This is a genomic window from Dysgonomonas sp. HDW5A, from assembly GCF_011299555.1.
In the GTDB taxonomy this organism is placed as follows: domain Bacteria; phylum Bacteroidota; class Bacteroidia; order Bacteroidales; family Dysgonomonadaceae; genus Dysgonomonas_A.
This window is the reverse complement of sequence record NZ_CP049857.1, coordinates 45,865-71,801: the sequence shown is the minus strand read 5'-3', so window position 1 is coordinate 71,801 and position 25,937 is coordinate 45,865. Positions and strand designations below refer to the sequence as shown.

Below are 25,937 nucleotides of genomic sequence, written 5' to 3'. Positions count from 1 at the left end.
GTTGTAATCATGAGACTACCACAGAATTGATACTGCTTGGATTAATTATACAAAAACGAATATCAGGCTTTGTAAAAGTTTTTGTTTTATTAAAATCCCGTTCTCCATTCGAATAGAATACATCTATTGATTCTCCTTCTGCAATAGTAAAAGTCAAAGAATTTGAAGGCTTTCCATAGGTTGATACTCCAAACGAAAGCCCGTTTGGGCACATAAATTTAAGAGTTGCTTGTACTGTATCTTTTCTGAAACATTGTCCTCTGTAACGCTCTTTCGAGAATGACATTCCCTTATATACAAGACGTGCACCCGTGTTTCGGTATGAGGAGAAAAACTGAAATACACCATCTCTGTTTTCTTTCGTGTATTGTTTTTCGGCAGGTTGGACTAGATAGGAAATGAATTTCTGAAATTGCTCACGTCCATACACACCATGATAAGTTACCTCTATCTCGACTTCTTTATCTGCGAATATGGCTCTATCGGGAATATAAATATCCAATCCTTGTTCTTCTATCCAATTTCGGGTAAATGGTGTTTTCAGTTCTGGTAACTCAAGCATACCTTGTGTCGCATTTATAGTAACGCCCCATTCTGCAAAGATATCTTTTGCTTCTTCGCCAGCTTTCTGTATATAAAAATTATTTTGCATTTCGTTTTCGTTTATGAATTATAACTCTTTCTCCTGTTGCTATCGAATTATCATATTGATATACATTTACATTGTGAGCATTTTCCACCTCTAATATTGAATTTTCATAAGTTTCAATATTTATAATCGAATGGTCACCGCTGTATACTATTACTTTCGAGTTATGTCTTACATATAAATTGAGTACTCCATAATCAGAGACATTTATTATAACTAAACTGTCACCTACAACTACTGCTGTATCCGAGTAAATGTCTATCTCCTTATGCGAATCTATGAATATATTATAAGGTTCGGTTTTTCCTTTTAAATGTTGCCGGAGTATATCTAACGATGGATAATCGTGTTCTATACAAAAATCCATTCCACGTTTATACATACTCATTAAAGCTGAAAAATCATCATTCCAAGCATCTTGCCAAGGTTGGCAAAGATTAAAATCAATAGCTTTTTCCAGTAATAAATTTGATATTTCTTTATTGTTATCCATGTTTTTCTTTATTATTTTACGTAAACTCTTATTCCGGCTCCATTATCACCACCCGATTGGGTTATTACCGATTGGAATGCTCTATTAAGAGCTACAGTATTGGAATTTATGGCAGATACTTCGGTAAGTATTTGTGATTGTATCATTTGTGAAGTTTGTAATATTGATAGCTGATTTTCGTTACTCATCATTATGGAGATAACCACATCTCGTATAGTATTCATATAGGCTTCGAGTATCATAGCGGTATCTTGAGTCATTCCTTGCACGCCCTTTGATAATCCTGATAGTTGTTGAGATTCAGCTTCTTTTTGGAAATACTTCTTCACATCATCAGGTAAATTTTCAAGCATTTTGGCTAGAACATCACCTTTCGATTCTAGTTCAGTACCCATCAATACCATGTCTTTCAGCATTTCTTCAGGAGATTTAGTCAGATTTCCTTCTGTATCCACCCATTTGCTGACATATTTGTCGATAGTTTTTCCCAGTACATCTTCTATTAATCTTTGTTTGATAATAGAGCGCATGATGTCGCCAATGACATCTTTTACTTTACTTCGATAGCCTTCTGCAGCGTCTTCTCCTTTCATAAAAGCATCTAATAAAGCATCGCTCAACTGACCTGCAAAGGATTTTATATTGCCTCCCAGCATACTTTCCAATATTGAACCTAAGCCATCTTCTATTTGGATTCCTAATTGGCGATATTGCTCCTCAAGTTGTTTTACCTTATCTTTATCAGTCTTCTTTTTATCTTGTTCTTCTTTTATCTGTTGCTGTAGAAGGGTTTGCTGTAATTTGAGTTGAGCGATTTGTGCTTTGCGTGCATTGTATGCTGCATCTCCAAAAGCTTTGGTTGCTGCCCTCCCCAGTTCTTCATATGCTATTTTAGATTCGTCAATGGCTTTTTGAATACGGCGTATTTCTTTTTCATGTTTACGGTCTCCTAAAGAAGTTATTGAAGATACTACAGAAGCTACACCTTTAATACCTTGTGTAAGACCGCCTATTACATCTCCTGAAGCTATGCGCGCAATGCCTGCACCGGCTTCGCCGACCCCTCCTACAATTCCTATGATATCAGTCATTGTACCGGCTGTATCTGTGTCTCCCGGAGCAAAGGAAGAATAAAGAGAAACAAAAGAATTTCCTAAGTCTGTGGCTTGTTTGGTAGCATTGCTTATCTGCGTTGCCATATTTGACCAAGTGGTAGAATTTTGTGCATCAACTTCTTTTAAATCACCTTCTAATGCTTTTATCTTTGTTCTTATGCCGTCAGCTTCTTCTCCGGGCTGAGCATTTTCTAAGTCTCCTTCTAAAGTTTTTATCTCATTTTTAATATTTTTTAATAGATCTCGATTTTTATCTAAATCCTTAAAGCTTTCCCCTAGAGCTTTGAAAGGATTCTTTTCTATAATTTTCTTTTCTTCTTTATCTAACTTTTTTACAAAATCATCTACTTGTTCCTGTGTGCGGATAATTTCTTTTCCATCGATATTAAGATGCAATAAACCGTCTCCACTTTCGTCTTCTTTTTTTAAAGAATCTTTTGCTTCTGCAATAGCAGTTTTGAATTTTTCAATTAAAAAAGTAATTTCTTTTTCTGAGGCTTTGGTTGCTTCTTCAAAAAGACTTTTATAAGTGTCGGATTTTTCTAACAAACCATCACTCAATCCCGATATTTCCTTTTGTCGACCTTCATTTATTAATTTATTTGTAGCTTCATATCTAGTAGGATCCATGTTTGCTTTATTAGCATCCAGATCAGCTTTATATTTATCATATTTAGTATTTATTGCTTTAAGTTTATCTTCAGCAGTCTGAAAGTCTTGAAGCAAACTCGTTAAAGTTTCTTTAGCTTTGGCTGTATATTTATCTTTTAGATCATTGCTCATTTTCTCAGACATAGTCTTATTTGCTGCAATCATCCCATTGAAATAATCACTAAAGCTATTCTCTGATATTTCTACTCCGGTGTCAGATTTTACAAATTCTTTCGCTTTATCATCTCCTATTTTTTTACGTAGACTGTCATATAGTTCATAGGCTTTTTTAGTTTTTTCTATTTCTTTGTTTAAATTGCTCCACTCTTCTTTTTGTCCTTCCTGTTCTATGTTTAGCAGGTCGTCAAGTACCATTGGATCTATAGCTTCTTTTCTCACCTTGTTTTTGGCTACTTTAGATTGAATATCTTTATAAAAACCGCTAGGATTTTTTATATTAAGATTATCTTTATTTAATTCCAAAGCATCTAATTGATCTTTATAGCTCTCAAAAGTTTTATCCAAAGCAACATTATCACTCCATATTTCTTTATTTTGTTTATATACAGTACTCAGTTTTTTGATGAGTTCTATTTGTTTCTTATAAGCCTCAAGTATTTTGTCTTTTTGGGGTTCAGTAGCTCTTGGTGTATTTGTTTTAGGCGGATTCAAGTCGAATTGTAACGCGTTTCCAGCAGTTATATATTTGTTGGCAACATTTTGATTAGCTGTGTACTGTTCGTATCCGCTTTTAGTGATCGGATCAAGAGGAATATTGTTTTCTAAATTATATTTAGCTTTTATATAGATTGGCTCTAAGCTTTCCATTGATTGCTTCAATACAGCGTATTTGCTTCGTATATCTGCAATTACCTGTGGCATTGTGGTATTTACATTAATAGAGATAGAATTTCCTAAAATTCCTTGTATTTCTGTTTGCCATTGCTCTAGTTTTTGCACAGGATTATCCCATTTTATGCCTAGATTGAGCAAGATTTCTTTTTGAGCATATTCACTTAATCCACCCCATGTTTTGATATAATTCCTTATACCATCTTCATTTTGTTTCATATCCAGTCCTTTGACTGCCATGTGAGCTTTAATGTTATCGGTGAATTCAAGTATAGCTTGTTCAGCCTCTTTTCTTTCTTCACTGAAATCGTAGCTTATACCTTTGAAGTCATTTAAGCTATCATCTTTTAGACTTCCACCGATTATATTAATCAGATTTTTTTGAGTTGAAGATTCTGCAAAGCTCACTCCTGCTAGTCCTTGAGTACTTCTGTTGAGTATTCCGCTTAATTCTTCTAATTTTTTTGCTTCGGATTCTTTAGTTGCAAATATTTGATTTATTTGTTGTAAGGTGTTCTCGCTTAATCCTTCTAGGTCTTTTGCGTACTTGCCATTGCCCCCTCCATTAAAAACTTCATATGCCCTATTGTACGTTTTTTGTACTTTGTATTCTGCTATTTTTAATTTGCTCTCAACTTCTCCAAGTTCATTTAGTGTTTCCACTAGATTGTCAGAGAATAGCCCTTTATTTTCGTTTGCAAGAAAAAGAGAGAAGCTCTTAAATTCAGCCAAAGTATTGTATTGCTGCATAGCTGTATTTAGTATGTTCTGGTCATCAGCTTGTTGTCGTAAGGATTCAGCTAATACAGGTTCTATACTGGCTAATTCATTTAGTAACCTTATTCGTTCCGAAGTAATCGTGTTGCTATCTGCCGTACTGTTTGTAAGATTGGTTAGTTGATTAAATAATCCATTTACGCTTTGTTGCTGAAGATTTATTCCTTCTATAGTTTGAGCAGTCTTCATTTGTATTCGTTCTTGCTCATTGGAGTAATCTGTATAAGCACCTACGAGTGCCATCACTCCATTCACTGCAAAACCGGCTATGCCTCCTTTTAGTCCAGCAGACAGAGCTCCTTCTAATGCACCATTTGCTGCACTGTCAGCTATTGAAAAAGCTTGATTAATGGTTTTATTAAAACTGTCATCCAATGTGACCTTCAGCTTAAAATCTTCAGCCATTAATGCAGTTTTAATAGCTTCGATAATCTGTTCTGCATCTGTATTTACTGACATATCTGCAATCATACTGATTGTAGACAGTTGTTTCTCCACATTTCTTATTTCTTTAGAAATTTGTGAAGTATCTATATTTAAAGAGTAGGATAAAGATCCTGTATCATTATTTGCCATTTTGTTTAAGTATTTCAGCCATTGACATGGTTACTGGTTTTAAATTTCTATTCTTTGATGCTATTTCTTCTATTTCTTCCTGAGTATGGTCAGCTACCTTTTTCCCGTACAATACCTTGGGGGCATCTAACATCATGAGCGAAATGAGAGCACACGGCATATTCATATATTCTTTTTTCGTTACATGGTATTTTTCGATGAATGAAGCCATTAATCCGGCTTCTGTTCTGCTGGGGAAACTAAGACTTCCTCCTGAGTCCTCTTTTTCATCAATGAGTTTATCCTCTCTGCCATCTCGATATTGTGCAAAAAAAAACCTGCATCCATTCTCTGCATGACTTCCGACAACAAAATAGTGTACTCCTGTTCGGTCAACCTGCGTAGTAGTACACGCCAATAAATCCAATGGAATAGTTTTATACTCCAATAGTTATTCAGCATGGCGAGCGATAATACTTTGGCTTGTTCGATTTGGTAATAACGCATTGATCCTACTGTAGCTGCGATATCCGGATTAATTTTCTTTTGTGAAACCAGATGATACGATATACGCCAGTTTGTATATTTCTTCATGGGTTTAATGCGGTAGATGTATTTACCTACACTGATTTTGATGGCTTTGTTGAGTAATAAGGCACCTTGTTGTTCTTGTGCATCTATTGAAGCTTCTTGCATAATTATTTTTTTATTAAAACAGGGAGTGGGAGTATTCCCACCCCCTGTTTAGGTTCTTACTTGATTTGTACCCGGTTAGTTAATAAGCATTACTGACTTTTCTTCAAATCCGGCTCCGCCTCCCGCATTGGCTGTTACTTGGATATGTATGTTTAATGTTTCTGTTTTTGTAGCATTACCTGAGATATTAGCTACTAACGAAGCATTTGTAAATACAATTCCTTTACCGTTTTGAGATTGTAGCCAAAACATACCTTCTTTTACAAAAGTTTGACCTGTAAGACCTACTACGTTATCGAATGAGGCATTTTGTTCAGCACCTAAAAGCTTTATAGCTGACTCTATAGATAAATCCGGAATATCTCCTTCATATACCATTCCACTAGTTTTATCCCAGATTGTGTGGATAGGTGTATCCAGTTCCTCAACGCTGATATCTGTCTTTGTGGGAGCTTCGTCTGTAATAGAACCGGTGCCTACTAATACAACACCCAAATGAGTCCATTCTGTAGAATCTAAAACTTTGCCTCTTGCAGCCCAGTAGATTCCGGCTTGACCGATTGATAAACCTAAATTTGCAGTAAGTGTAGCTGTTGGTTTTTTTAATGTTAAATTTGCCATTTTTGTTTGTTTTATTTGTTTATAAATTAATTGTTTGAGAAAATGCAATTCATTTTCTTGTTAAGTTGTTTTCATCAGTATTTGTCTGATATAATAATATTTAAGGAATTTATAATCCTTCTTTTTTAGATGGGGTATATTTTTTATGTCTCCATCTTGTCTTTAATTAATGATTTAAAACCAGTTTCCGTTGGTTACTAAGTTTTCATCAATATTATTTTGTTTGTTATTCATTGAATATCACCATATCACTCCTTTGGTAATATCAATGTTGTCAATGTTGAAAAAATATTGTAATCATATCTGAATTGAGAGGCTATTTGATTAACTCTTGCAAGCCAAAACCTGTAGCCAATTCGTTATATTCCTTTAGTACGTTTTTCGTGATTTTTTCAACAGTGCTTTCAGGTCCAATATCTAAGTATCCTATAATTTTGTCACACAGATCTTCATTAAGCTTGTATTGAGTTTTAAGCTGTCTTTTGACTTCTTCAGTAATAATTAATTTTCTTGAACCTGCTTCGATTATTTTTATTTTTTCTAATAGAGGCTTATTAGCTTCTGTCACAATAAGGGCAATATCTTTAGCTGTTAAAGGTTTATTTGTGCTGATTCCGGGTTTACTCCTTTTTCCCGAAGTTTTTTTATTCCCGATCTTTTCTTTTTCTAAAAGTTCTGACTTTTTTACAGCTTCAACGATTTGCCTGTTTACATCGCCTTGGAATGTATTGAATATAGTTGCCAAATCGTTTAAAAACTTCCCTGCTTTATTTTCTTCAATTCCAGTATTTGTAATACCCCTAGTTATAGCATCTGCTACTTCCGAAAATGTACGTTCTGAGAATGTGCTGTTTTTTACAGCATTTTTTAATTGTAATAAGATTTTTTCTTTCATAAGTAATGGTTGTATTTGTAACAATTGTCAGTGCAAATATAAGGGCTAATTTTCGATTAGTGACTATTAAGACTGATAAAAGTTGTTAAAATGATATTTTTAGTTGTTTTATCAACTGAAAATGATTTCCTTTGTTGTGTAGTTTTCAGGAAACATTGAAAATGCATGGCCCTATATACTATTATTTATTGATATAAATATTTAAAATACAATGGTATATATTGTGAATCGGTTGAAGTGATATCAAGAAAAGATACTCGAAAAAGTATTTTTTATTTGATAATATAAATAAAGACACAGGTAAATTCATGTACAGAGAAAAACTCAATCAAAAATACCTATATCACTCGGTATATTCCTGAAATTGAATAAATCAAAAGGAAAGCCATATCTGATATATGCTATAGTATATTAACCATTGGCTCTTTCGACTATAGCTTTCATTGAATACAATTACAGTTTGGTCAGTGGATAAAAAAGATTTTAAACGAACTGTTTTTGAAAAGGTGTGAGAATACAAAAAAAGAATATAACAATAAAATTGTAAACAGATGACAGCTTTGAAATTTTATAAAGGTGAGTCGTTGAATATTAAATTCGCTGCATATGACAATAGTAATCCAGCGAAGTTGTTGAATATTAGTGGATATACCAAATCAGTAGAGTTATTCACTCCGTATTCAAATAAAATATTACCAACTATCTCAAATATTGATACTAATACTTTTCAAATTGACTTGACTGCTGATCAGACCCGAAACCTTAATGCCGGAGCATTCAACATCATAGTTCGACTGACTAAAGGGAGCGAAGTCAAAATCGGAAAGAGTATCCCTTGTCAATTACTAGATCCATATATAGCATGTGGTCCCGAAGGGCTAGCCATGGATAATGGGCAGGCAAAGATTGATATGAAGATTGATGCCGGCACCATAGCATTTGACATGTTCTTTGGTAGTACAAATATTACCATAGGTGGAACTGAGGCGGATGCATATATAAAGGAAGCGGTAAAAGATAAAACAGACAGAAAAGAGTTTCTGAACGTATCTCAGATAAATAAAAAATTTGATTATGTTGATAAAACAACAGCTCGAAATGCTGTTCCTGATTTTTTGCGAGCTTCCGGACAAGTCGTATTGTTCCGATTATTTACAGGGGACTGGTTAGCTCAGCAATTTACCGGGAATAATATATCAAATTGGGCAAAAACTGAGTATTGGGAAGATTTTGGCACTTCGTCAAGAGTATTTGACGGAGGCAGAGCCGATACTGTGTATGGTGGTGCGAGAATTGTTGATTGTGGTGATGCAATCGGATAAATAAATAAAAATTAATAATATAAACATTTAATCATGGCAGATAGATTTCAACATAGACGGGATACTAAAACTCGTTGGGCAGAGATTAATCCTGTGCTCCTTCAAGGGGAAGTTGGGTATGAACTAGATTCCGACCAGTATAAATTAGGAGATGGCATCCATAAGTGGAACGAATTACCTTACAGAGGTGATCCTTGTCTACAACAGACCGGTAATTCGAAGACCTCATCAATGTCTCAGGATGCTATAACAAAGGCTTTGAATATACGTACTCCTAAAAATAGTTTTTTAAATATATCTCAAGAAGTTAATAATTATCAGTTTACAGATTCGAAGGCTGCAAGATCTGCTGTTCCTGCAGATATTAGAGGACTTGGGCAGATGTTAGTCTATAGGGCTAAGGTTGCAGGAACTAGCACATATTGCTGGTTTAAAGAAGTATTCGAGGGGGCACATATAGACCAGTGGGATATAAACTCACAATGGAGAGCTATAGAAGCTAATTATGTGCTGAATATTTCGGAAGTAACAGAAAAGTATGATTATGACAGCAAATCAGAAGCTCGTTTGGCTGTGCCTAATCATTTAAGGGAGATAAATCAGATTTTAGTATATCGTACTAAGGGGAAAATTGTAATAGAATATTCTACTGTTGAAGATATATATAATGATGATAGCTGGAAAGCTGATTCGAGCTGGAAAGTTGTTGGTTCAGGAGGAGCATTGAATGTTTCGGAAGAAAAAAAGAATTATGCTTTTGAAACTTCACTTGATGCAAGAAATGCAGTACAGAGTTCAGATAGGACATTAGGGCAACTTATTATATATAAACTAGCTTCAAAAAACTGGATTTTTGAGATATTTGCCGGAGATAGTGTAAGCTCATGGGGAAATAATGCTGATTGGAGACAATTAGCTAATAATGTAGATATATCTAATCTGAATAATGCAATCACTAATGCCGTAAAAACGTTATCGGATAAGATTGCCGGAAAAGCTGATAGTTGTTACATAAATAGTGAGAATAAGTTACAATTAACTTCAGAAGGAAAAGATATAGGTAATGCAATAGAGCTTACTTCTGGAATAATTAATCTTACCTACAAAGATAATGTATCATATTCTACTTCACTCGATGCTCGAAAAAAGACAAAAACATCAGATCGTATTCTAGGACAAATTATCACTTACAAACTTTCAGATGGAACTTGGGTGCTCGATCAGTTTATAGGAGAGTCAACAGGCTCTTGGGAGTCTGATGGCAGCTGGGTACAATTTGCATTAATAGGAGACTTATCTCCCTTGTTGTCAGACTTGGAAAGCATTAAGGCTCAGCTGACTTTATTGAATGCAAATATTAAAGCGAAAATCGATGGAGGCTATACAGAGGATAATATTCTGTATCTAACCTCTAATGGAGAGGTAGTTGGCGATCCGATAGTGTTGCCTGAAGGTGGCGGAGGAGGCACTGATCCTTCGGGTATCGTTATGCGTGTACGTGCTGTCGGAGGAACTTCCTTAGTTGTTGGAGACGGAACTGATGCTGTAATAAGATACAATTTCACGTCTATAGATCAGGAAACTAGTGATGATACTGGAGACGGAACAGTGTTGATAACAGTAAATGGTATTCCTGCATTTAGTGGAAATATTCATCAGGGAGATAATCAATATAATGTTAAAGACCACCTAAATCTGGGAGCTAATATTATTAGAGTAAGAGTAACTGATGGATATGAGAATGTCAGAAGTATAACTTTTAACGTTCAGAAGGCCACTCTTGTTATTACATCAACATTTGCAGATGATATAATTTACAAAACAAGTCCTGTTGCTTTCAGATATACTCCCATAGGGTCAGGAGAGAAAAAAATACGTTTTTGGCTTAATAATATCGAAATAGAACCGGAAACGACTACAGCATCTGGGAAACAATTGACCAAAAATTTGACAGGACTTGTATCAGGCGCTAACTCTGTCAGAGTTGTAGCAGAAAGTTCTATTGAAGGCTCTCAGCTAGTAAGTAATGAATTATATTATGAGTTTATTTATGCAGATGCCGGAGTTACAAAGCCTGTAATTACGATTTCATATAAAAAACTAGAGGTTACTCAATTCGAAATTATTGAATTACCTTATTTAGTATATGATCCGTCAAGTACCACAACCACTGTTGAGTTGGTCATAAATGATGTTGTTAAACAATCACTAACTGTTCCCAGATCTCGACAACATTGGAGCTATGCAGCTTACGAGCAAGGCACAGTAAAAATGGAGATTCGCTGTAAAGGAATAACAAAGAGTGTAAACATCAATGTTGTAGCTTCTGAATACGATATAACAGAAGAAAAAGGAGATTTACGCTATAAAGCCTCTGCCATTGGTAAATCAAATTATAGTAACGATAGAGCTTCTTGGGCATTTGGTGATTACGATGCTATTTTTAAAAATTTTCTATGGGGAGAAGATGGCTGGCAAAAAGATGAAAATAATGATAATCATTTGAGATTGATAGGTGATTCATCGGTTGAAATAGGCATAAAACCCTTCTCTAGTGCTGTTTTACTAAATGGTTTGACTCTTACCATAGAATATGCTACTATGAATGTTACAGATGCTTCGGCAGAAGTAGTTAGTTGTATGCTTGGCGGAGTAGGTATTAAGTTAACACCGTCATCCGTTCAAATCAGTTCTGCACAGTCAACATTGTCTGCTCGATTAGATAGTTCATCCAAAACGAGTATTTCGTTTGTTGTGCAAAAGTTAGCAGAAAATAGGCTTGTATATCTATACATTGATGGAGTAATGTCAGGATCACTGCAATATCCAACAACCGATAATTTCTCTCAAAGTACACCTCAAGGATTAAAATTAACTTCAGGTAATAAGAGTTGTACGTCTATGATTTATACTGTACGTTGGTATGAAAATAATCTAAACTACGACCAGGTTTTTGGAAATTACATTTTTGATATCGAGGACTTTGACGAAAAAATAAAGAAGTATGATTTCAATAATGTCATAGACGATTATGGCAGTGTAGATTACAATAAAGCATTGAATTTCTTACCATGTCTTACTTTTATAGGTGAGTTACCTACATTTAAAGGAGATAAGAAAACGTGCGATATCATCTATGAAGATAGGCAGAATCCGTACAATTCGTTTACAGCAACGAATGTTCAGAATGATGTGCAAGGTACATCCTCGCAATATTATCCTAGAAAAAACTTTAAGTTTAAACTTCGAGATGGTATTATTCTGTCCGAAACAGGTCAGCAGCTAGATGCTTACCAAATGCAGGGTAATAAAATACCGGCAAATGTGTTCTGTACAAAAGCCGACTTTGCAGAGTCTTCGGGTACTCATAATACAGGGATAGCTGTTCTTGTTGATGAGGCTCTAAGGAAACTTAACTACAAAGTAAAACCACAGAATATTGATGATAGAGTGCGAACCACAGTCTATGGTTATCCGATACTTATATTTCATAAAGAATCGGCAGCATCAAACACAGAGTTTATAGGAAAATACAACTTTAATGATGATAAATCATCAGTTCAGGTATTTGGATTTACCGAAGGTTGCGAAAGTTGGGAATTTTTAAATAATACTTCTGACAGATGTTTGTTTAAGTCTGCCGATTTTACAGGAACAGCTTGGTCGAACGATTTTGAAGGTCGTTATCCTGATGGAAACCAAGATGCTACTAATCTAAGTAAGATACTTCAATGGATTGTTTCATGTAAGGGGAATCCTTCTAAGTTTAAAGCTGAATGTGCCCAGCATTTTAATGTAGATTGGTTATTGTTTTACTGTTTGACTACTGAAATCTTCGGTATGGTCGATCAGAGAGCTAAGAATCAAATGTTAACTACTTATGGAGAAAGAGGGGCAACAGGCGAATTGCTTTGGTATTTTATTTTCTACGATAATGATACTGTATTGGGTATCAATAATGAAGGACAGATCGCATTTGACTTTAATATTGAGTCTAAAGACCCACATGGAGACGGGCATGTTTGGAATGGTTGGAACTCTGAATTATGGACTCTGGTTGAAACAGCCTATAAAGCTGAATTAACAGCATTGTACCAAAAAATAAGACAACAACAAGTCTTGTCGACTTCAGTAACATTAGAAGTACTGGAAAACAGGCAATCAGATAAATGGTGCGAGGCAGTATATAACAGAGATGGATTCTTTAAATACATAGACCCTCTCTTATCTTCAGGTAACGGAGCCTATTTATATGCTCTGCAAGGGAGTCGAACTCGACACAGAGTCTGGTGGACAAAAAACAGGTTTATGTATCTCGATAGTAAATATGCTGCAGGAGATTACCTGAAAGATTATGCAACCATGCGTTTGTATACTCCACAAATATGGGGTGGGCTAGCTCCTAATGCAGACTTCAATATAGGTATAACCAAAGCGGGATATGTTCAAATTAAGTATGGCTCTTACATAACAGATTCTATAAGAGGATACGCAGGTCAAACCTATAATGTGAAAGCACCTTCAATACAATTTAACGATACAGAGACTATCATATACGGTATATCAGCGGTAAAATCGTTAGGAGACCTATCGGCCAAGTATCCGGGTACTGTTGATATAACAAATGCTTTGGCACTTGAAGAGTTGATTATCGGTAGTCTGGTAAAAGATTATAAGAACTCTAACTTAACAGTTCTCCATACAGGCTCTAATGAAATGCTCAAAAAGGTAAATATCGCTAATTGTCCTAATCTAAAACAGTCATTGGAATTAACCAAATGCTATTCTCTGGAAGAAGTGGAAGCTCGAGGTTCAGGGATTACAGGGTTGACATTACCTTCATCGGGTATTTTGAAGACTCTTAATCTTCCGGCTAGTTTCACCGCCCTTTATGTTAAGAACCAGCCTTATTTAAAGACGCTTACACTCGAAGGGTATTTAAATCTGAATACCATTGTGATAGAGAACGTTCCTAGCATCAATGGTTATGAATTGGTTAAACAATGCATAAACTCAGATGGAAATAAGTTAGGTAAAGCTCGTTTGATTAATATCAATGCAACAGATACTTCTGCAAAGGTAATGATTGCTTTACTGGGTATGACGGGAGAGGATGATAATGGTAATCCTACCGATGTAGCAGTAGTTACAGGAAAGATTCACATTGACTCTATTTCTCAAGCTACTTTAACACGGCTAACCGAAAATATGCCGGAGCTGAAAGTTACTTATAATGTATTACTCAATGTTATAGATTTTGAAGATGATATTGTAAAAGCAGTTTGTATTCAATATTATGATACTAATAAAGATGGTGAAATCAGTATTGATGAGGTGCAGTTTTCTAATTTCCCAGCAGATAGGTTATCTAGTGTTAATGCTAGAAAATTTAATGAATTACGGTATTGGGGAGGAACAGGGAGTTTAATCAATGATGTTTCAAGTTTAGAAGAGGTATCCTTACAATCGGGAAAAGTTGAACTTAATAATCTGCCCTCTCTTAAAAAGTTAGGAGTTTATTCTTCTAACGAAACATTGGATGCAAACCCGTTATTCGGATATAATACGGTGAAAAATTGTTTTTCAATAGAACAATTTATATTGAATGGCAGATATAAGGAAACTGCAAAGAAAGGAGCTATTTTAGCTAAGCAGATAGGAAATTCAATAGAGTATTATAGATTTAGACTTCCTCTCAGAGGCTATGAATCTATAACCATTGATGAGAAATTTGTAGCAGTCGAGTCTGATGCTAATGAAGTTACGTACAACTGGGGGAAAGATTTAAAGACTCTGAGTCTAAATAACCTATATTCTGTCAATGCCATGCCTATATTTCCTAATTTAGAGACTATCATTATAAACGGTTTTTCAGAACATAGTAATACTTTGGTGTTTTCAACAAATTTTCCAGTTCTACAAAATCTGATCATTGATGATAAAAGTGGAAATTCACTTAATGCTTTTCAGCTTAACAATCCTAGATTTAGAAATTTAGAGTTTAAAAATTTAACATGTAAAGGAGCAGCAGGATCTCACTTCAGATTCTATGGAGTATCTGGACAGGCTGGTATGGTTTCCAGAATTGACTTACCAGAAACTTATCAGCCATCATCGATCACATTAGGGGCACCTAATGGGTGGAATCCTTTTATTGCTGGTGGTATTATGATAATAAGATCTTCTGTTTATATACCATTAGCAGCTATTGATACAGCTTGGGGCTTTACTAATAATGGCGTTAGTTTCTATGTCCCAGATGGATTAGTCTCCTTATATAAAACGGGGACTAATTGGAATGCACTTTCTAGTAGAATTTATCCAATTAGTAATTTAGGTTAAAAAAGTAAAATTATGGAAGAAAAAGAAATCAAACAAACAGTAATAATTATGGAAGAACAGGAGTATGTAGAAACTACTCCAGATGTTCCAACACCGCCACAAGGTAAAGCCTGGAAAAGGAAATCAGATGGATTTGTGTTTTATAGTGCAATATATCTCGGGTATTTACACTTTCAGAATGGAAAAAAACTAAGAAAGCCAATAAAAGAAGTTCCTGAAGATTTTGAGTTAGTAGATATTGAAGACCCTAATGGTTTAGTTTAGAGTCGATAATATGTATCAGTTTTTCAGCTCCCGGTTGATATTCTTCAGGGAGCTGATATTACTCGAAAGGCGAACATTAGCATCTACTACTTGTAAGACTTTGTGAGACAATGCAGATGCAAGGAGGAATAAAAGGAACGAGGATTTCTTAAGAATAAAATAAAATATGATATTATTTATTCAATCATTTTTAAATAGCGATTATCAATCGCTTCGATCTAAACTGCTGATTGTAGCAATAATGTGGCTGATGGTTGCTATTGCAATAGTAGTAGATTTGATAAGCGGTTATAGAAAAGCTAAGGAACGGGGCGAGGCTCGAACATCATACGGGTTGAGGCGTACTGTAACAAAATCAGTGTTATATTATGCTCTGATGTTATTTGCTTTTATGTTCGATTGTATTGGAACATTTTTTTATCCCCTTCCGTATATAACATTTATAGTGGCAGGCTTCCTAATTTTTATTGAAGGTAGATCTATTCTTGAAAAAGCTCATGATAAAGATAAGCGAAAACTGAATAAAAGCCTTGAAGAATTATCTATAATACTAGATAATAAAGATGACTTGATAAAAGGTATAGCCGAAGTTATAAAAAATCAAATAGAAAAACAGAAACTCGAACAAAATGAAAACACAGATAAGTAAAAACTTTACGCTAGAAGAATTATGTCATTCCAATACAGCTATAGCTCAGGGGATTGATAATATACCCAATTCAACACAAATTATACATCTAAAAAAGTTAGTGACGAATCTTCTTCAACCCCTGAGGGATATGTGGGGAGAACCAATGATTATTCATAGTGGCTTCCGAAGCGAAGAAACGAATAGAGCTGTAGGTGGAGTTGTTAACTCTCAGCATAAAGAAGGGAAAGCCGCAGATGTTAGAGTTAATAATCCTCGGAAGCTTCAACAAGAATTAATCAATTCTTATTTGGAGTGGGATCAATCCATATTATATGACGATGGTAGAAACTATTTCCTTCATTTATCCTATAATGAGGGACAAAACAGAAAGCAAGTTTTATTTTCAAAAGGAACAGTCGCCACAAAATGATTAAAAAGAATATTTATATAGTATTCATCTCTTTCATCGTTGGAGGAGTATTGTCTTTTTTAGTGGGTAGAGTTTCTATGCAACACAAGATAGAAAGCACGTTGGTATATGGAGAAACTTATGAAGGAGCTGTTAGTAACATCCAGTTGAATCCAATAAAAGAGGAAAGCTCAGATAAGCCTATATTACCAATGAAACAGATTGAGATTCAATACCGGGATACGGGAAATACAAAATCGATAACGGAAACCAGATATATTTACCAAATTGTTGATACTGCAGCAATAATAGCAGATTATATATTGAAACGATCTTATGATGTTATCGCTTTTGATGATATGGATAAAGGTAAACTTCGCCTATTTCCCGTTGTTCAATATAATAAATTAGAAGCAATTAATTATGAATTTACGCCTGTATATCACCAAACTTCTGTATATAAAGAAAAAGTATGGCAACCTTTTATCTCTGGTTCTTATTCTTCATTAGATATTATTGGTTTGGGAGGAGGGGTATTTTATCATAATATAGGATTTGAGTACCAATATCAGATTGACTACGAAAATATAAGAAAGGGACATTCATTTGTGCTTAAATATAAATTTTAGGAGAATATAAGCCTCTTAATATATTATCATTCCTTTACCGTAGTAGTCTCTAATTAATCAAAATATAGAATATATGTGACTCATTTATTGACATCTCAGATGAATTTGCATCCCAAATAAATAAAAAGACTGTAGAGCTAATTGACAATGTTCCTTTACATTGCAGCAAGAAATTTATGGCTACAATAGCTGAATGGTAACAGATCAATTTTCGGATATACTTTTTGAGGTCTTATCCCTGTTAACTAATCCTTATTGTAATACTATGAAAACATATCAAATATTATTGGCTATCTTTTGATGTGTTTATTAACTTTCAAAATCTCAAAGATCGACTCCGGGATATGCTTACTCAAATAGGAGTAAAATATCAAATTAAATTTTGTTGAGTACTTAATTCTCAATATTTGGAGTAAACAGAAATAACACAAAACTTAATATTTATATAAAAATTCAATGTATGAGCCAAGAATATAGAAAATAACTTATCTTTGTATGATAGATATCCTAGCTGATAATATTTCTTATTTCAGACTGGATAACTTATTAGATTCATGGGGCTGACCGGTTTTGACAGCGAGATGAAGTGGTTTGTAAGCATGCAGTGCGTAGTCGGCTAGCACTATAATCTCAGACGTCAAAATTTTAACTGGCGAAAACAATTACGCTCTTGCTGCTTAATCGAAGTATAGTAGATATAGCTTAATCTCGGCACATGTGTTGAGACAAGACATCACCCGGAAGCTGTTGCTCCGAAGCATTTCGATACGGTGGTGTAGGTAAATCGGGGATAGGATAAGGGAATCTTCGGTCCTTGTCCGAAATTAAGAAGATAAGGTTTGAGTTGGTGGCTTTGGTCTTGCTCACTCCCGACAATTAAAGCAAAGATAAGCATGTAGAAAGCAAATTAATTCCTTGTTTGGACGAGGGTTCGAATCCCTCCAGCTCCACTTTTCAGAATTCAAAAGAATCCAAATCCGTATAAACATCTGATTTATACGGATTTTTCTTTTTTAAGCAATCCATAATAATCCGTTAAAATCCATATTTCAGGTGACCTCTGAGGTGACCTGAGAAAAAATAAAAAAAGGTCACCTAGGAGGTATTTAATAGTCTATAAAACAAAAGTTTAACAATGTTTGGCTTTTAGTGAAAAACGGACTGTTTTATATCAGATAGGTGACCTTTTTTGATGTGTTTTTACCTATCCTATAATAAAGCAGTTCAAAACAACTAAAAATTCATATCGATAAAAAAGCTAAACCCTTGATAAATTGACAGTTCAATTTTTGTTTTTTAGATATAATACTTAAGTTTAATTAGTTGATAATTAGAAAATTATCAAAATATAGCAGAATGAATTCATAAGTATTAATTTAAACGGATTTGTATAATGGAAACTCTAAAAACATTTGGAACAAGCTTTATTATTAAAAAACAAAAAGCTGACAAAGAAAGCAAATTACCTATCTATATGAGAATTACAGTAGACGGTAAGCGTATCGAATTTTCTACAAAAGAATGGATCGAAGAAAAAAGATGGCAAAACGGTAGACCTATCGGAAATACCCCTATTGCTAAAAGTGTGAATAACATATTGGATGCTTACAGCAGTAAGGCGAGAGAATGTTATCATTACCTGATTGACAGGTCTGAAATTATCACTCCCCAGAAAATAGCCGATATGATGAGAGGTCGTAAAACTACAGATAAGTCTCTGTTATGGTTATGTGACAAGTATATAGAGAATATATCCAATTTGGTTGACAATGGCTATGCAGATGCGACACTCACACGTTACCAAACCACGAAGAGACATATAGAAGCCTTTCTAAAAAAGAAATATAAGAAAGATGATATTCTTATCACAGAATTGAGTTATGACTTTATATCTGACTTTGAGATATATTTTAAACGTACAAGAAAGTGTAATCACAATACCAGTATGAAGTATCTTAAGAATCTGAAAGCTATAGTCAATCTTGCAGTAAAAAATGATTGGTTGGATAAAGACCCTTTCAGAAAATTCACATGCAAAATTGAGCCAGTTGAAAGAGGATACCTTACCGAAGAAGAAGTATTAAAAATTTATGAAAAAGAAATTTCGATAGAGCGATTAGTTATTATTCGGGATGCATTCATTCTGGCTTGTTATTCAGGCTTGGCTTATATAGATATTAAACAACTTCGGAAAGAAAATATAGTAAAGGGAGTTGATGGGCAAAATTGGATATTTATTAACAGAGGGAAAACAAATGTATTATCGAAAGTTCCACTAATGCCTATTTCAGAAGAGATTATAGCTAAATACCAGACAAAAGAATATTGTAAGAAGACAGGCTATATAATTCCTGTACCATCCAATCAGAAGGTAAACGCATACCTCAAGGAAATTGCTGATTTAGCAGAGATTACGATGAATCTTACATTTCACATCGCACGCCACTCGTTTGCGACTCTTGCTCTGAGCTATGGTATGTCAATAGAGTCTGTGAGTAAAATGCTAGGACATAATCAGATTAGAACAACTCAGATATATGCTAAAGTCACCGAAGAAAAGATAGCAAAAGAAATGGTTGCTTTCAAAAATAGAAACACAAAACGATAATATACAGTAATTCAAACACATCCTATTATCTGATCTATGTAAAAACAATTGCCAAGTAATCCTTGACAATTGCTTTTACACCATAAAGGGATGAGATATTTATCTTAAAATATAAAAAGTGCACAATTTTACATAAAGTCATAGGGTAAAAATGTATCTTTACACGTAAAGTCGTAGGGTATTTATGTAAATGATAAAAAACAACCAAATATATGAGAAGAACAGCATTAAGTTTCTTACAGAAATGGAAACAAAAAAACACACGAAAACCTCTTATTATCAGAGGCGCTCGTCAAGTTGGCAAAACTTGGTTGATGAAAGAATTCGCCAAAACCGAATATGAAAATTTCGCCTATATAAACTTTGAAGACAATCAACAGCTAAAAACACTATTCTTAAACGATTTCGATATACCACGCATTTTATTGGCTATTCAGATTGCAACAGGAATAAAACCAGAGCCAAACAAAACGCTGATTATATTCGATGAGATTCAGGAAGCAGAGAGAGCTATAACCTCATTGAAATATTTTCGGGAAAATGCTCCCGAATACCATATTGTAGCAGCAGGCTCTTTACTGGGAATCGCATTACATGAGAATACATCTTTTCCAGTGGGCAAAGTTGAGTTCTTAGATCTATATCCTCTAACTTTTACTGAATTTTTAGAAGCATTAGGAGAACATGATTTGACCGACTTAATTCAGAAGCAGCAATGGGAAATGATAAACACCTTTAAAACAAAGTATATAGAGCTATTAAAGCAATATTACTATGTTGGAGGTATGCCCGAAGTTATTGCCAATTTTGCTTCGAATCAGGATTTTAGCGAAGTACGCCAGATTCAGCAACAAATACTCGATTCATACGAACAGGATTTCTCAAAGCATGCTCCCACAGATGTTGTCCCACGCATCCGCATGGTATGGAATTCCGTTCCTGCCCAGTTATCAAAAGAGAACCGTAAATTCATTTACGGCTTGATAAAGCAAGGAGCAAGAGCCAAAGAATTTGAATTAGCCTTATCTTGGCTAATGGATTGCGGTCTAATACATAAGGTTAATAGAATATCCAAACCTGCTTTACCTTTGAAAGCCTATGAAGATATGGGAGCATTTAAACTGTATCTGCTTGATATAGGTTTGTTGGGAGCGATGGCAAATCTGGATGTAAAAACCTTACTCGATGGCAATCTTATTTTTACCGAATTTAAAGGAGCTTTAACCGAACAGTATGTTTTACAACAATTGGTTACAGACAGAGAAATTTCAATTTTCTATTGGTCGTCAGATAAATCCGATGGAGAAATAGATTTACTTATACAGTATAAGAACGAACTTGTTCCGATAGAAGTAAAAGCAGCCGAAAACCTTCAAGCAAAAAGCTTACGGGCTTTTGTCGAAAAGAATAAATCCAAAATGGCCATAAGGACTTCAATGTCAGATTTCAGAGAAGAAACATGGTTGACAAACTTACCTTTATATGCTATCAATGAATTGACAGGCTATCTCGAATCAAAAGGTTAATTAAATTAGTCACGATTAACTGAATATACTATGAAAACGAATTTCAAATATCAATGGAATATCTTTTTTGATTACCTAGGTGCTTTTGACAGTTCCTTCAGTGGAAAACAGAAAATCTTCTATCAACGAATCAAAGATAATCCTAAGAGCAAAGATGAAAAATACTTTACTCATATTTGGACTGTTGAAAAAGAAAGAACTAAAAAGCGGATATCAAGATACTCCAGACTAATAAACCTCCGCACGATATCACTACCCCTTATAATAGTAGCTATTATTATGGCTACTATTTGCTTTCTGTTAGAGAGTTGGTTATTATTCACAATCTCATGTCTATCTACAATCGTATTTTTACCTTATTGGGTAATTAGCAGGGATTTTATATACGATAAAGATAACTGTTTAACTTATTTGCAATGGATGAATAAATCAGAGGCTCAGGGAAAACTCCCTGAAATTTTAGAAGAAGCTTTTTCTTCTGACATGCAAATTAAAACAACAGCAATTGCAGATCTGCCCGAAATAACACAAAGTGAATTAACGGCTTTGATTGCAGCTCTGATTCTGTCCGATAATCTGAAGCTATCAATAACTGAAAAAGATTTTATCAAACGTATATCTTCACAAATAGCTATCTCTGGCAAAGAGATAAACACAACTTCCTTTTATAAAAGTTATAGCCGATTCAAAAATGATCCTTTCTTGGCTAAATCTGCATACAATGATTTATTAAATAAACTCAATAATATAGATTTCGATAAAAATTAAGTCATATTTATTATTCTGATTTACAGTGTAGACTAAAGTAGTTTATTCTGGTCAACAATTTTTCCAAACACATTTTCATTTTTTCGTGGCATGTTTCATTTAAAATAATCGAATATGTCACAGATTCTAACGTACGAAGACTTCAAGGACTTTGAAGCAAAGGTTTTAAAAGAGTTTGAGGAGATAAAGAAAGCCTTACCTTCTATCTCCCCAAAGAAATGGTTACGTTCTTCCGATATAAAGGAATTGCTCGGAATATCGCATGGAAAACTACAAACCATGCGTAATAATAAAGAAATACCTTTTACACTTATTGGCGGTACGATATTCTATTCACTGGAAGATGTGAATAAAATGTTGGATAGTAAAAAGCAGAGAAAATAGTCATCGTTTTCGCTCGTCGGGAGGAGTGGTCTCCCCCCTTGCCGCGAGGGCGATCCCCGACCGATGAGTTGTTGTTTTTGGTCATAATTGTAAGTCAAATTTACTGAATAAACGAACTGTTCCTATGTGAGCCATCCTTTTGTGTGCGTTAGCGGAGCGAGGTTATGTTTTCATTACATGAAAACCCTCGCTTTGGCTTACCGCCAAAGGAAAAATTGCTCCCGATGGTCGACAATTTTATGGAGAAGAAGAGTCAGGATAACAAAAAAGGAGGACGTCCCCCAAAGACTTCCGTAAGCCGGAAAAACAAGACCGTAGGAGTCTGTTTTTCCGAGCCTGAACTCTATGCCATCAAGCATCGGGCAAAACAGGCAGGGCTTCCTTTAAGTATCTATTGCCATGACGCCATTCTCAAAGCAGAAATAAAAGAAGCCATGAAAAAAGAAGATATACAAACACTCAAAGGACTAGCCAATATGGGCAATAACCTGAACCAATTCGTAAAAATGGCACGCTTTACAAACCTAAAAACACTGGAAGAAGAATCACTTAAACTATTTGAAGAAATTCAACAAATTATAAAACAACTGTCCCATGATTGGAAAAATAGTAAAAGGAAAGAGCTTTAAAGGCTGCATTTCCTACGTCCTCGATAAAGACAATGTTAGACTGATAGACAGTGAAGGCGTATTAACAACAAATACAAAAGCCATCATTAACAGCTTCTATCTCCAAAGCCTGATGAACCCTAAACTCAAAAAAAGTGTCGGTCATATCCCCATCAGCTATTCCAAAGAAGACGAATCCCGACTGACAGACCAATTTATGATTCAACTCGCAAAAGAATACATGGAAGCCATGAAAATTAAAAACACCCAGTATATTATCGTCAGACATAACAATACCGACAACCCCCATTGCCATATCGTTTTTAACCGAGTAGACAATGACGGTAAAACCATATCCGATAAAAACGACCATTACCGCAATGAAAAAGTATGCAAACAACTAAAAGATAAATATAACCTTACCTACGGAGAAAGCAAAGAACAAACCAATATACAGAAACTCAAAGGAGCAGAGAAAACCAAATACGAAATATACCACGCCATTAAAGCGACCCTGAAAATATCAAAAGATTGGCAACAGTTCGAACAAAACTTAAAACAGCAAGGTATATCCATTGCTTACAAGTATAAAGGTCAAACCGACGAAGTACAAGGAATCTCGTTCAGGAAAGGAGAACATACCTTCAAAGGCTCAGACATAGACAGACAGTTCAGCTATTCAAAACTGAACAACCTCTTTCAACAAAATCACAACCAAAAGCAGCATATCTCTCAAAAGCAAGCACAAACAGAAGATACCCCAGTCCAGCCGATTACAGAATCCATGTCGGACAATCTCGGAGGAATCTTTAACATACACCTGAACGGAGAAGACCATGAAGAAGACGCATTCAGGAAAAGGATGGAACACGAAGAGAAACAACGCCGAAAGAAAAGCGGAATTAAAAGATAAGAAACATTACAAATCAAAATTATTATAAACTTAAACAATAACAATTATGTCGAATGTATCAAATGAAGCCCTTTGGGGTAAGCTGTCCGAAATGGACGAGAAACTGGATAAGATATCTAAGAAAGAAGTATCGATAGAGATACCACAAGTACCACAACCTATACCCACTGTTTCCAAACAAGAAATAAAGGCTATAGCGGATGAATCAATAAAGATTCTGGGTAAAAATGTGGATTCTCATTTTGCAGCAAATTTCAAAAATATTGAGAGACTCAATAATAATGTTTTAAAGACAAAAGAGACGGTCGAAGCCATAAAAATACCCGAAAATAATATCACATTAGAAGCAATACAATCCATATTATCCAAAGACAAAACAATGAAGCTCGGATTTAGCAGAATCCGTAAAACCACATTTATTATAGGAGTATTGATCGTATTCTTATTTATGATGATTACCTTCAGTATGAAACAGCACGCAGATTATGCGATCCTGCAAAACAGGTACACTTGGCAGAGTGTAACCATGTATAAACTACAAACCGAAAATGACAGCCTCAAAGCAAACCGAACAACAATAAATAAAACAAAGAAAAAATAAGCATTAACACCATTGTTTACCATTATAGAAAAGAAAAATGCGTGCTAATAAGCTAAAGCACGCATTTTACAATACAATAATAGAAAACTTATCCTGAATAAAAAGACTTAAAGAAAATATCGTCTTTCGTCTTTTTTATGGATATAAAAGAATTGGGTAGTACCCAATGGTTCTGAATATAATCATAAGCATAGGTCTTATTGAGATAACTGATATAGTTGCTCAACTCGTCCAAGTTGTCCAAGAATATATAGGAAGCGTTGCAACTATTGTTCTCGTCAAAGGCACAGGACAATGTTGCTTTCTGATCATCGAACAAAAGCTCTATGATATTCTCTTTAACTTCATTTTCAATATACTCGGCTACATACATAGGATTGTCCGAATAGCTTTCTTTGATTTCATCATGTGACAGCTTTAATATTAGAGAAGAACAGTTTATCAGTATTGCACAATATTCGTTTGAGATTTTTTCTTGTGTTGCCATACATACGTCCGCTTTTAAGCCTGATGGAATATCAAGCTGATAAATGAATAATAAAAACGATTGGTTTTACACTTTGTAATTTAGCTCTATACCTTTCGTACGGACGAACAAAAAATACAGAATTCTCAAAGCGTACTTTATAAAAAACAAATATAAGCTTTTAGCTAATAAATAATGAAATCTGTTAATATCATTTTCCTTTTTTGCATATCTTTATATTCTTAACTGTTTAACTTTGTGGATAAATCCTATTGAAGCGAATGAAAAAGTCTATATCCTATTTACCCAAATCCAAACAAGAAGATTTGAACCATCTGGTAAAAGCCGTATTGGAGAAAATTCCCGAAACACAAATGATTATCCTATACGGAAGTTATGCCCGAAATGAATATGTGGATTATGACGAAAGGGTAGAGTTTGGAATTACCACTACTTATATGAGCGATTACGATATATTAGTTGTAACCAGTGGTATCTCTGATAAGTTGGTAGGCAGTAAACTGGACAATATAGATGATAAGTATTATCGAAATCCTGACAAACAAACACCTGTTCAGTTTATCAATGACGATATAAAGAAGCTGAATGCCGATTTGGAAGAAGGTAGATACTTTTATAGTCAGATCAAACAGGAAGGTGTTATACTTTACGACAGTGGCAAGTTTAAACTTGCCCGAAGAAGGAAGCTAAACTTTGACGAAATAAAAAAGCAAGCAGAAGAGTATTTTAAGGAAAAGTTTGAGAATGCAAACAACAAACTTACTATGGCTCAATTAGGAATTAAAGAAAAGCTATACAAAGATGCTATATTCATGCTTCATCAAGCTTGTGAAAATCTATACTATGCTATTCGCTTGGTTTACACACTAAAAAATAGCAAGCAGCATAACTTAACAAAACTATCATCATCTGTAAAAAGCTATTCTGCCGATTTGGCTAAAGTCTTTCCGAATAATACATCAGAAGAGAAGCGATTGTTCAACCTTATCAAAGCAGCTTATGTAGAGGCTCGTTATAATCCCGATTTTTTAGTGACTAAAGAGGATATTGATGCGTTGGTTCCGAAAGTGAAATTATTGAGGGATATAACTAAGAGGATTTGTGAGGAGAAGATTGGGGAGTACGGGGAGAAATAAATTCA

The 25,937-nt window shown here is 34.6% G+C and carries 22 protein-coding genes and 1 other RNA gene; 15 read left to right on the top strand and 8 right to left on the bottom strand.

Going from position 1 to position 25,937, the window contains the following annotated elements; genetic code table 11:
* Positions 1-7: 7 nt before the first annotated feature.
* The 7 genes from G7050_RS00295 to G7050_RS00265 form a co-directional block, all read right to left on the bottom strand.
* Positions 8-652 (bottom strand): hypothetical protein, encoded by a 645-nt coding sequence (locus G7050_RS00295; protein WP_166109546.1) that lies wholly within the window; start codon positions 650-652, stop codon positions 8-10.
* The gene (locus tag G7050_RS00290; protein WP_166109544.1) at positions 642-1,142 is read right to left on the bottom strand and encodes a hypothetical protein; all 501 of its coding nucleotides are present in this window, start codon (positions 1,140-1,142) and stop codon (positions 642-644) included. The genes G7050_RS00295 and G7050_RS00290 overlap by 11 nt, the downstream gene beginning before the upstream one ends.
* 11 nt (positions 1,143-1,153) lie before the next feature.
* Positions 1,154-5,113, bottom strand: coding sequence for a hypothetical protein (locus G7050_RS00285; protein ID WP_166109542.1), 3,960 nt, complete (start codon positions 5,111-5,113; stop codon positions 1,154-1,156).
* Positions 5,103-5,324, bottom strand: a complete 222-nt coding sequence (locus G7050_RS00280) for a hypothetical protein (RefSeq protein ID WP_166109540.1) — start codon at positions 5,322-5,324, stop codon at positions 5,103-5,105. Before G7050_RS00280 ends, G7050_RS00285 begins: the two co-directional genes overlap by 11 nt.
* Complete coding sequence (locus G7050_RS00275) at positions 5,324-5,788, bottom strand: hypothetical protein (protein ID WP_166109538.1); 465 nt, start codon at positions 5,786-5,788, stop codon at positions 5,324-5,326. The genes G7050_RS00280 and G7050_RS00275 overlap by 1 nt, the downstream gene beginning before the upstream one ends.
* Before the next feature lie 75 nt (positions 5,789-5,863).
* Complete coding sequence (locus G7050_RS00270; protein WP_166109536.1) at positions 5,864-6,409, bottom strand: hypothetical protein; 546 nt, start codon at positions 6,407-6,409, stop codon at positions 5,864-5,866.
* Between the two features lie 316 nt (positions 6,410-6,725).
* Positions 6,726-7,304, bottom strand: a complete 579-nt coding sequence (locus G7050_RS00265) for a hypothetical protein (protein ID WP_166109534.1) — start codon at positions 7,302-7,304, stop codon at positions 6,726-6,728.
* A 551-nt stretch (positions 7,305-7,855) separates the two neighbouring features.
* On the opposite strand from G7050_RS00265, the gene G7050_RS00260 reads away from it, so the two are divergent.
* The 14 genes from G7050_RS00260 (at position 7,856) to G7050_RS00195 (ending at position 24,309) form a co-directional block, all read left to right on the top strand.
* Positions 7,856-8,626 (top strand): hypothetical protein, encoded by a 771-nt coding sequence (locus tag G7050_RS00260; protein WP_166109532.1) that lies wholly within the window; start codon positions 7,856-7,858, stop codon positions 8,624-8,626.
* Positions 8,627-8,659: 33 nt separating this feature from the next.
* The gene (locus tag G7050_RS00255) at positions 8,660-14,968 is read left to right on the top strand and encodes a CotH kinase family protein (protein WP_166109530.1); all 6,309 of its coding nucleotides are present in this window, start codon (positions 8,660-8,662) and stop codon (positions 14,966-14,968) included.
* Between the two features lie 12 nt (positions 14,969-14,980).
* Positions 14,981-15,232: a hypothetical protein gene (locus G7050_RS00250; protein ID WP_166109528.1), complete on the top strand. Its 252-nt coding sequence runs from the start codon at positions 14,981-14,983 to the stop codon at positions 15,230-15,232.
* Between the two features lie 166 nt (positions 15,233-15,398).
* Positions 15,399-15,881, top strand: a complete 483-nt coding sequence (locus tag G7050_RS00245; RefSeq protein WP_166109526.1) for a phage holin family protein — start codon at positions 15,399-15,401, stop codon at positions 15,879-15,881.
* Entirely contained in the window at positions 15,862-16,293 is a 432-nt protein-coding gene (locus G7050_RS00240) for a D-Ala-D-Ala carboxypeptidase family metallohydrolase (protein WP_166109524.1), read from the top strand. Before G7050_RS00245 ends, G7050_RS00240 begins: the two co-directional genes overlap by 20 nt.
* Complete coding sequence (locus G7050_RS00235) at positions 16,290-16,901, top strand: hypothetical protein (RefSeq protein ID WP_166109522.1); 612 nt, start codon at positions 16,290-16,292, stop codon at positions 16,899-16,901. The genes G7050_RS00240 and G7050_RS00235 overlap by 4 nt, the downstream gene beginning before the upstream one ends.
* Before the next feature lie 556 nt (positions 16,902-17,457).
* Positions 17,458-17,854: a transfer-messenger RNA gene (gene ssrA, locus G7050_RS00230) on the top strand.
* A 440-nt stretch (positions 17,855-18,294) separates the two neighbouring features.
* Positions 18,295-19,509 carry a site-specific integrase gene (locus tag G7050_RS00225; protein ID WP_166109520.1) on the top strand — a complete coding sequence of 405 codons (1,215 nt, stop codon included), beginning with the start codon at positions 18,295-18,297 and terminating at the stop codon, positions 19,507-19,509.
* A gap of 212 nt (positions 19,510-19,721) precedes the next feature.
* Positions 19,722-21,035, top strand: a complete 1,314-nt coding sequence (locus tag G7050_RS00220) for an ATP-binding protein (protein WP_166109518.1) — start codon at positions 19,722-19,724, stop codon at positions 21,033-21,035.
* Positions 21,036-21,065: 30 nt separating this feature from the next.
* Positions 21,066-21,803, top strand: coding sequence for a hypothetical protein (locus tag G7050_RS00215; protein WP_166109516.1), 738 nt, complete (start codon positions 21,066-21,068; stop codon positions 21,801-21,803).
* 114 nt (positions 21,804-21,917) lie between these two features.
* The gene (locus tag G7050_RS00210; protein ID WP_166109514.1) at positions 21,918-22,187 is read left to right on the top strand and encodes a helix-turn-helix domain-containing protein; all 270 of its coding nucleotides are present in this window, start codon (positions 21,918-21,920) and stop codon (positions 22,185-22,187) included.
* A 164-nt stretch (positions 22,188-22,351) separates the two neighbouring features.
* Positions 22,352-22,816, top strand: a complete 465-nt coding sequence (locus G7050_RS00205) for a hypothetical protein (protein ID WP_255499229.1) — start codon at positions 22,352-22,354, stop codon at positions 22,814-22,816.
* Complete coding sequence (locus tag G7050_RS00200; protein ID WP_166109512.1) at positions 22,782-23,708, top strand: relaxase/mobilization nuclease domain-containing protein; 927 nt, start codon at positions 22,782-22,784, stop codon at positions 23,706-23,708. The genes G7050_RS00205 and G7050_RS00200 overlap by 35 nt, the downstream gene beginning before the upstream one ends.
* 46 nt (positions 23,709-23,754) lie before the next feature.
* Positions 23,755-24,309: a hypothetical protein gene (locus G7050_RS00195; protein ID WP_166109510.1), complete on the top strand. Its 555-nt coding sequence runs from the start codon at positions 23,755-23,757 to the stop codon at positions 24,307-24,309.
* An 88-nt stretch (positions 24,310-24,397) separates the two neighbouring features.
* On the opposite strand, the gene G7050_RS00190 is transcribed toward G7050_RS00195, so the two are convergent.
* Positions 24,398-24,796: a hypothetical protein gene (locus G7050_RS00190; protein WP_166109508.1), complete on the bottom strand. Its 399-nt coding sequence runs from the start codon at positions 24,794-24,796 to the stop codon at positions 24,398-24,400.
* 260 nt (positions 24,797-25,056) lie between these two features.
* Here G7050_RS00190 and G7050_RS00185 point away from each other — a divergent pair, with 260 nt between their 5' ends.
* On the top strand, positions 25,057-25,932 hold the full coding sequence (locus G7050_RS00185; RefSeq protein ID WP_166109506.1) for a HEPN domain-containing protein: 876 nt from the start codon (positions 25,057-25,059) through the stop codon (positions 25,930-25,932).
* Positions 25,933-25,937 lie beyond the last annotated feature (5 nt).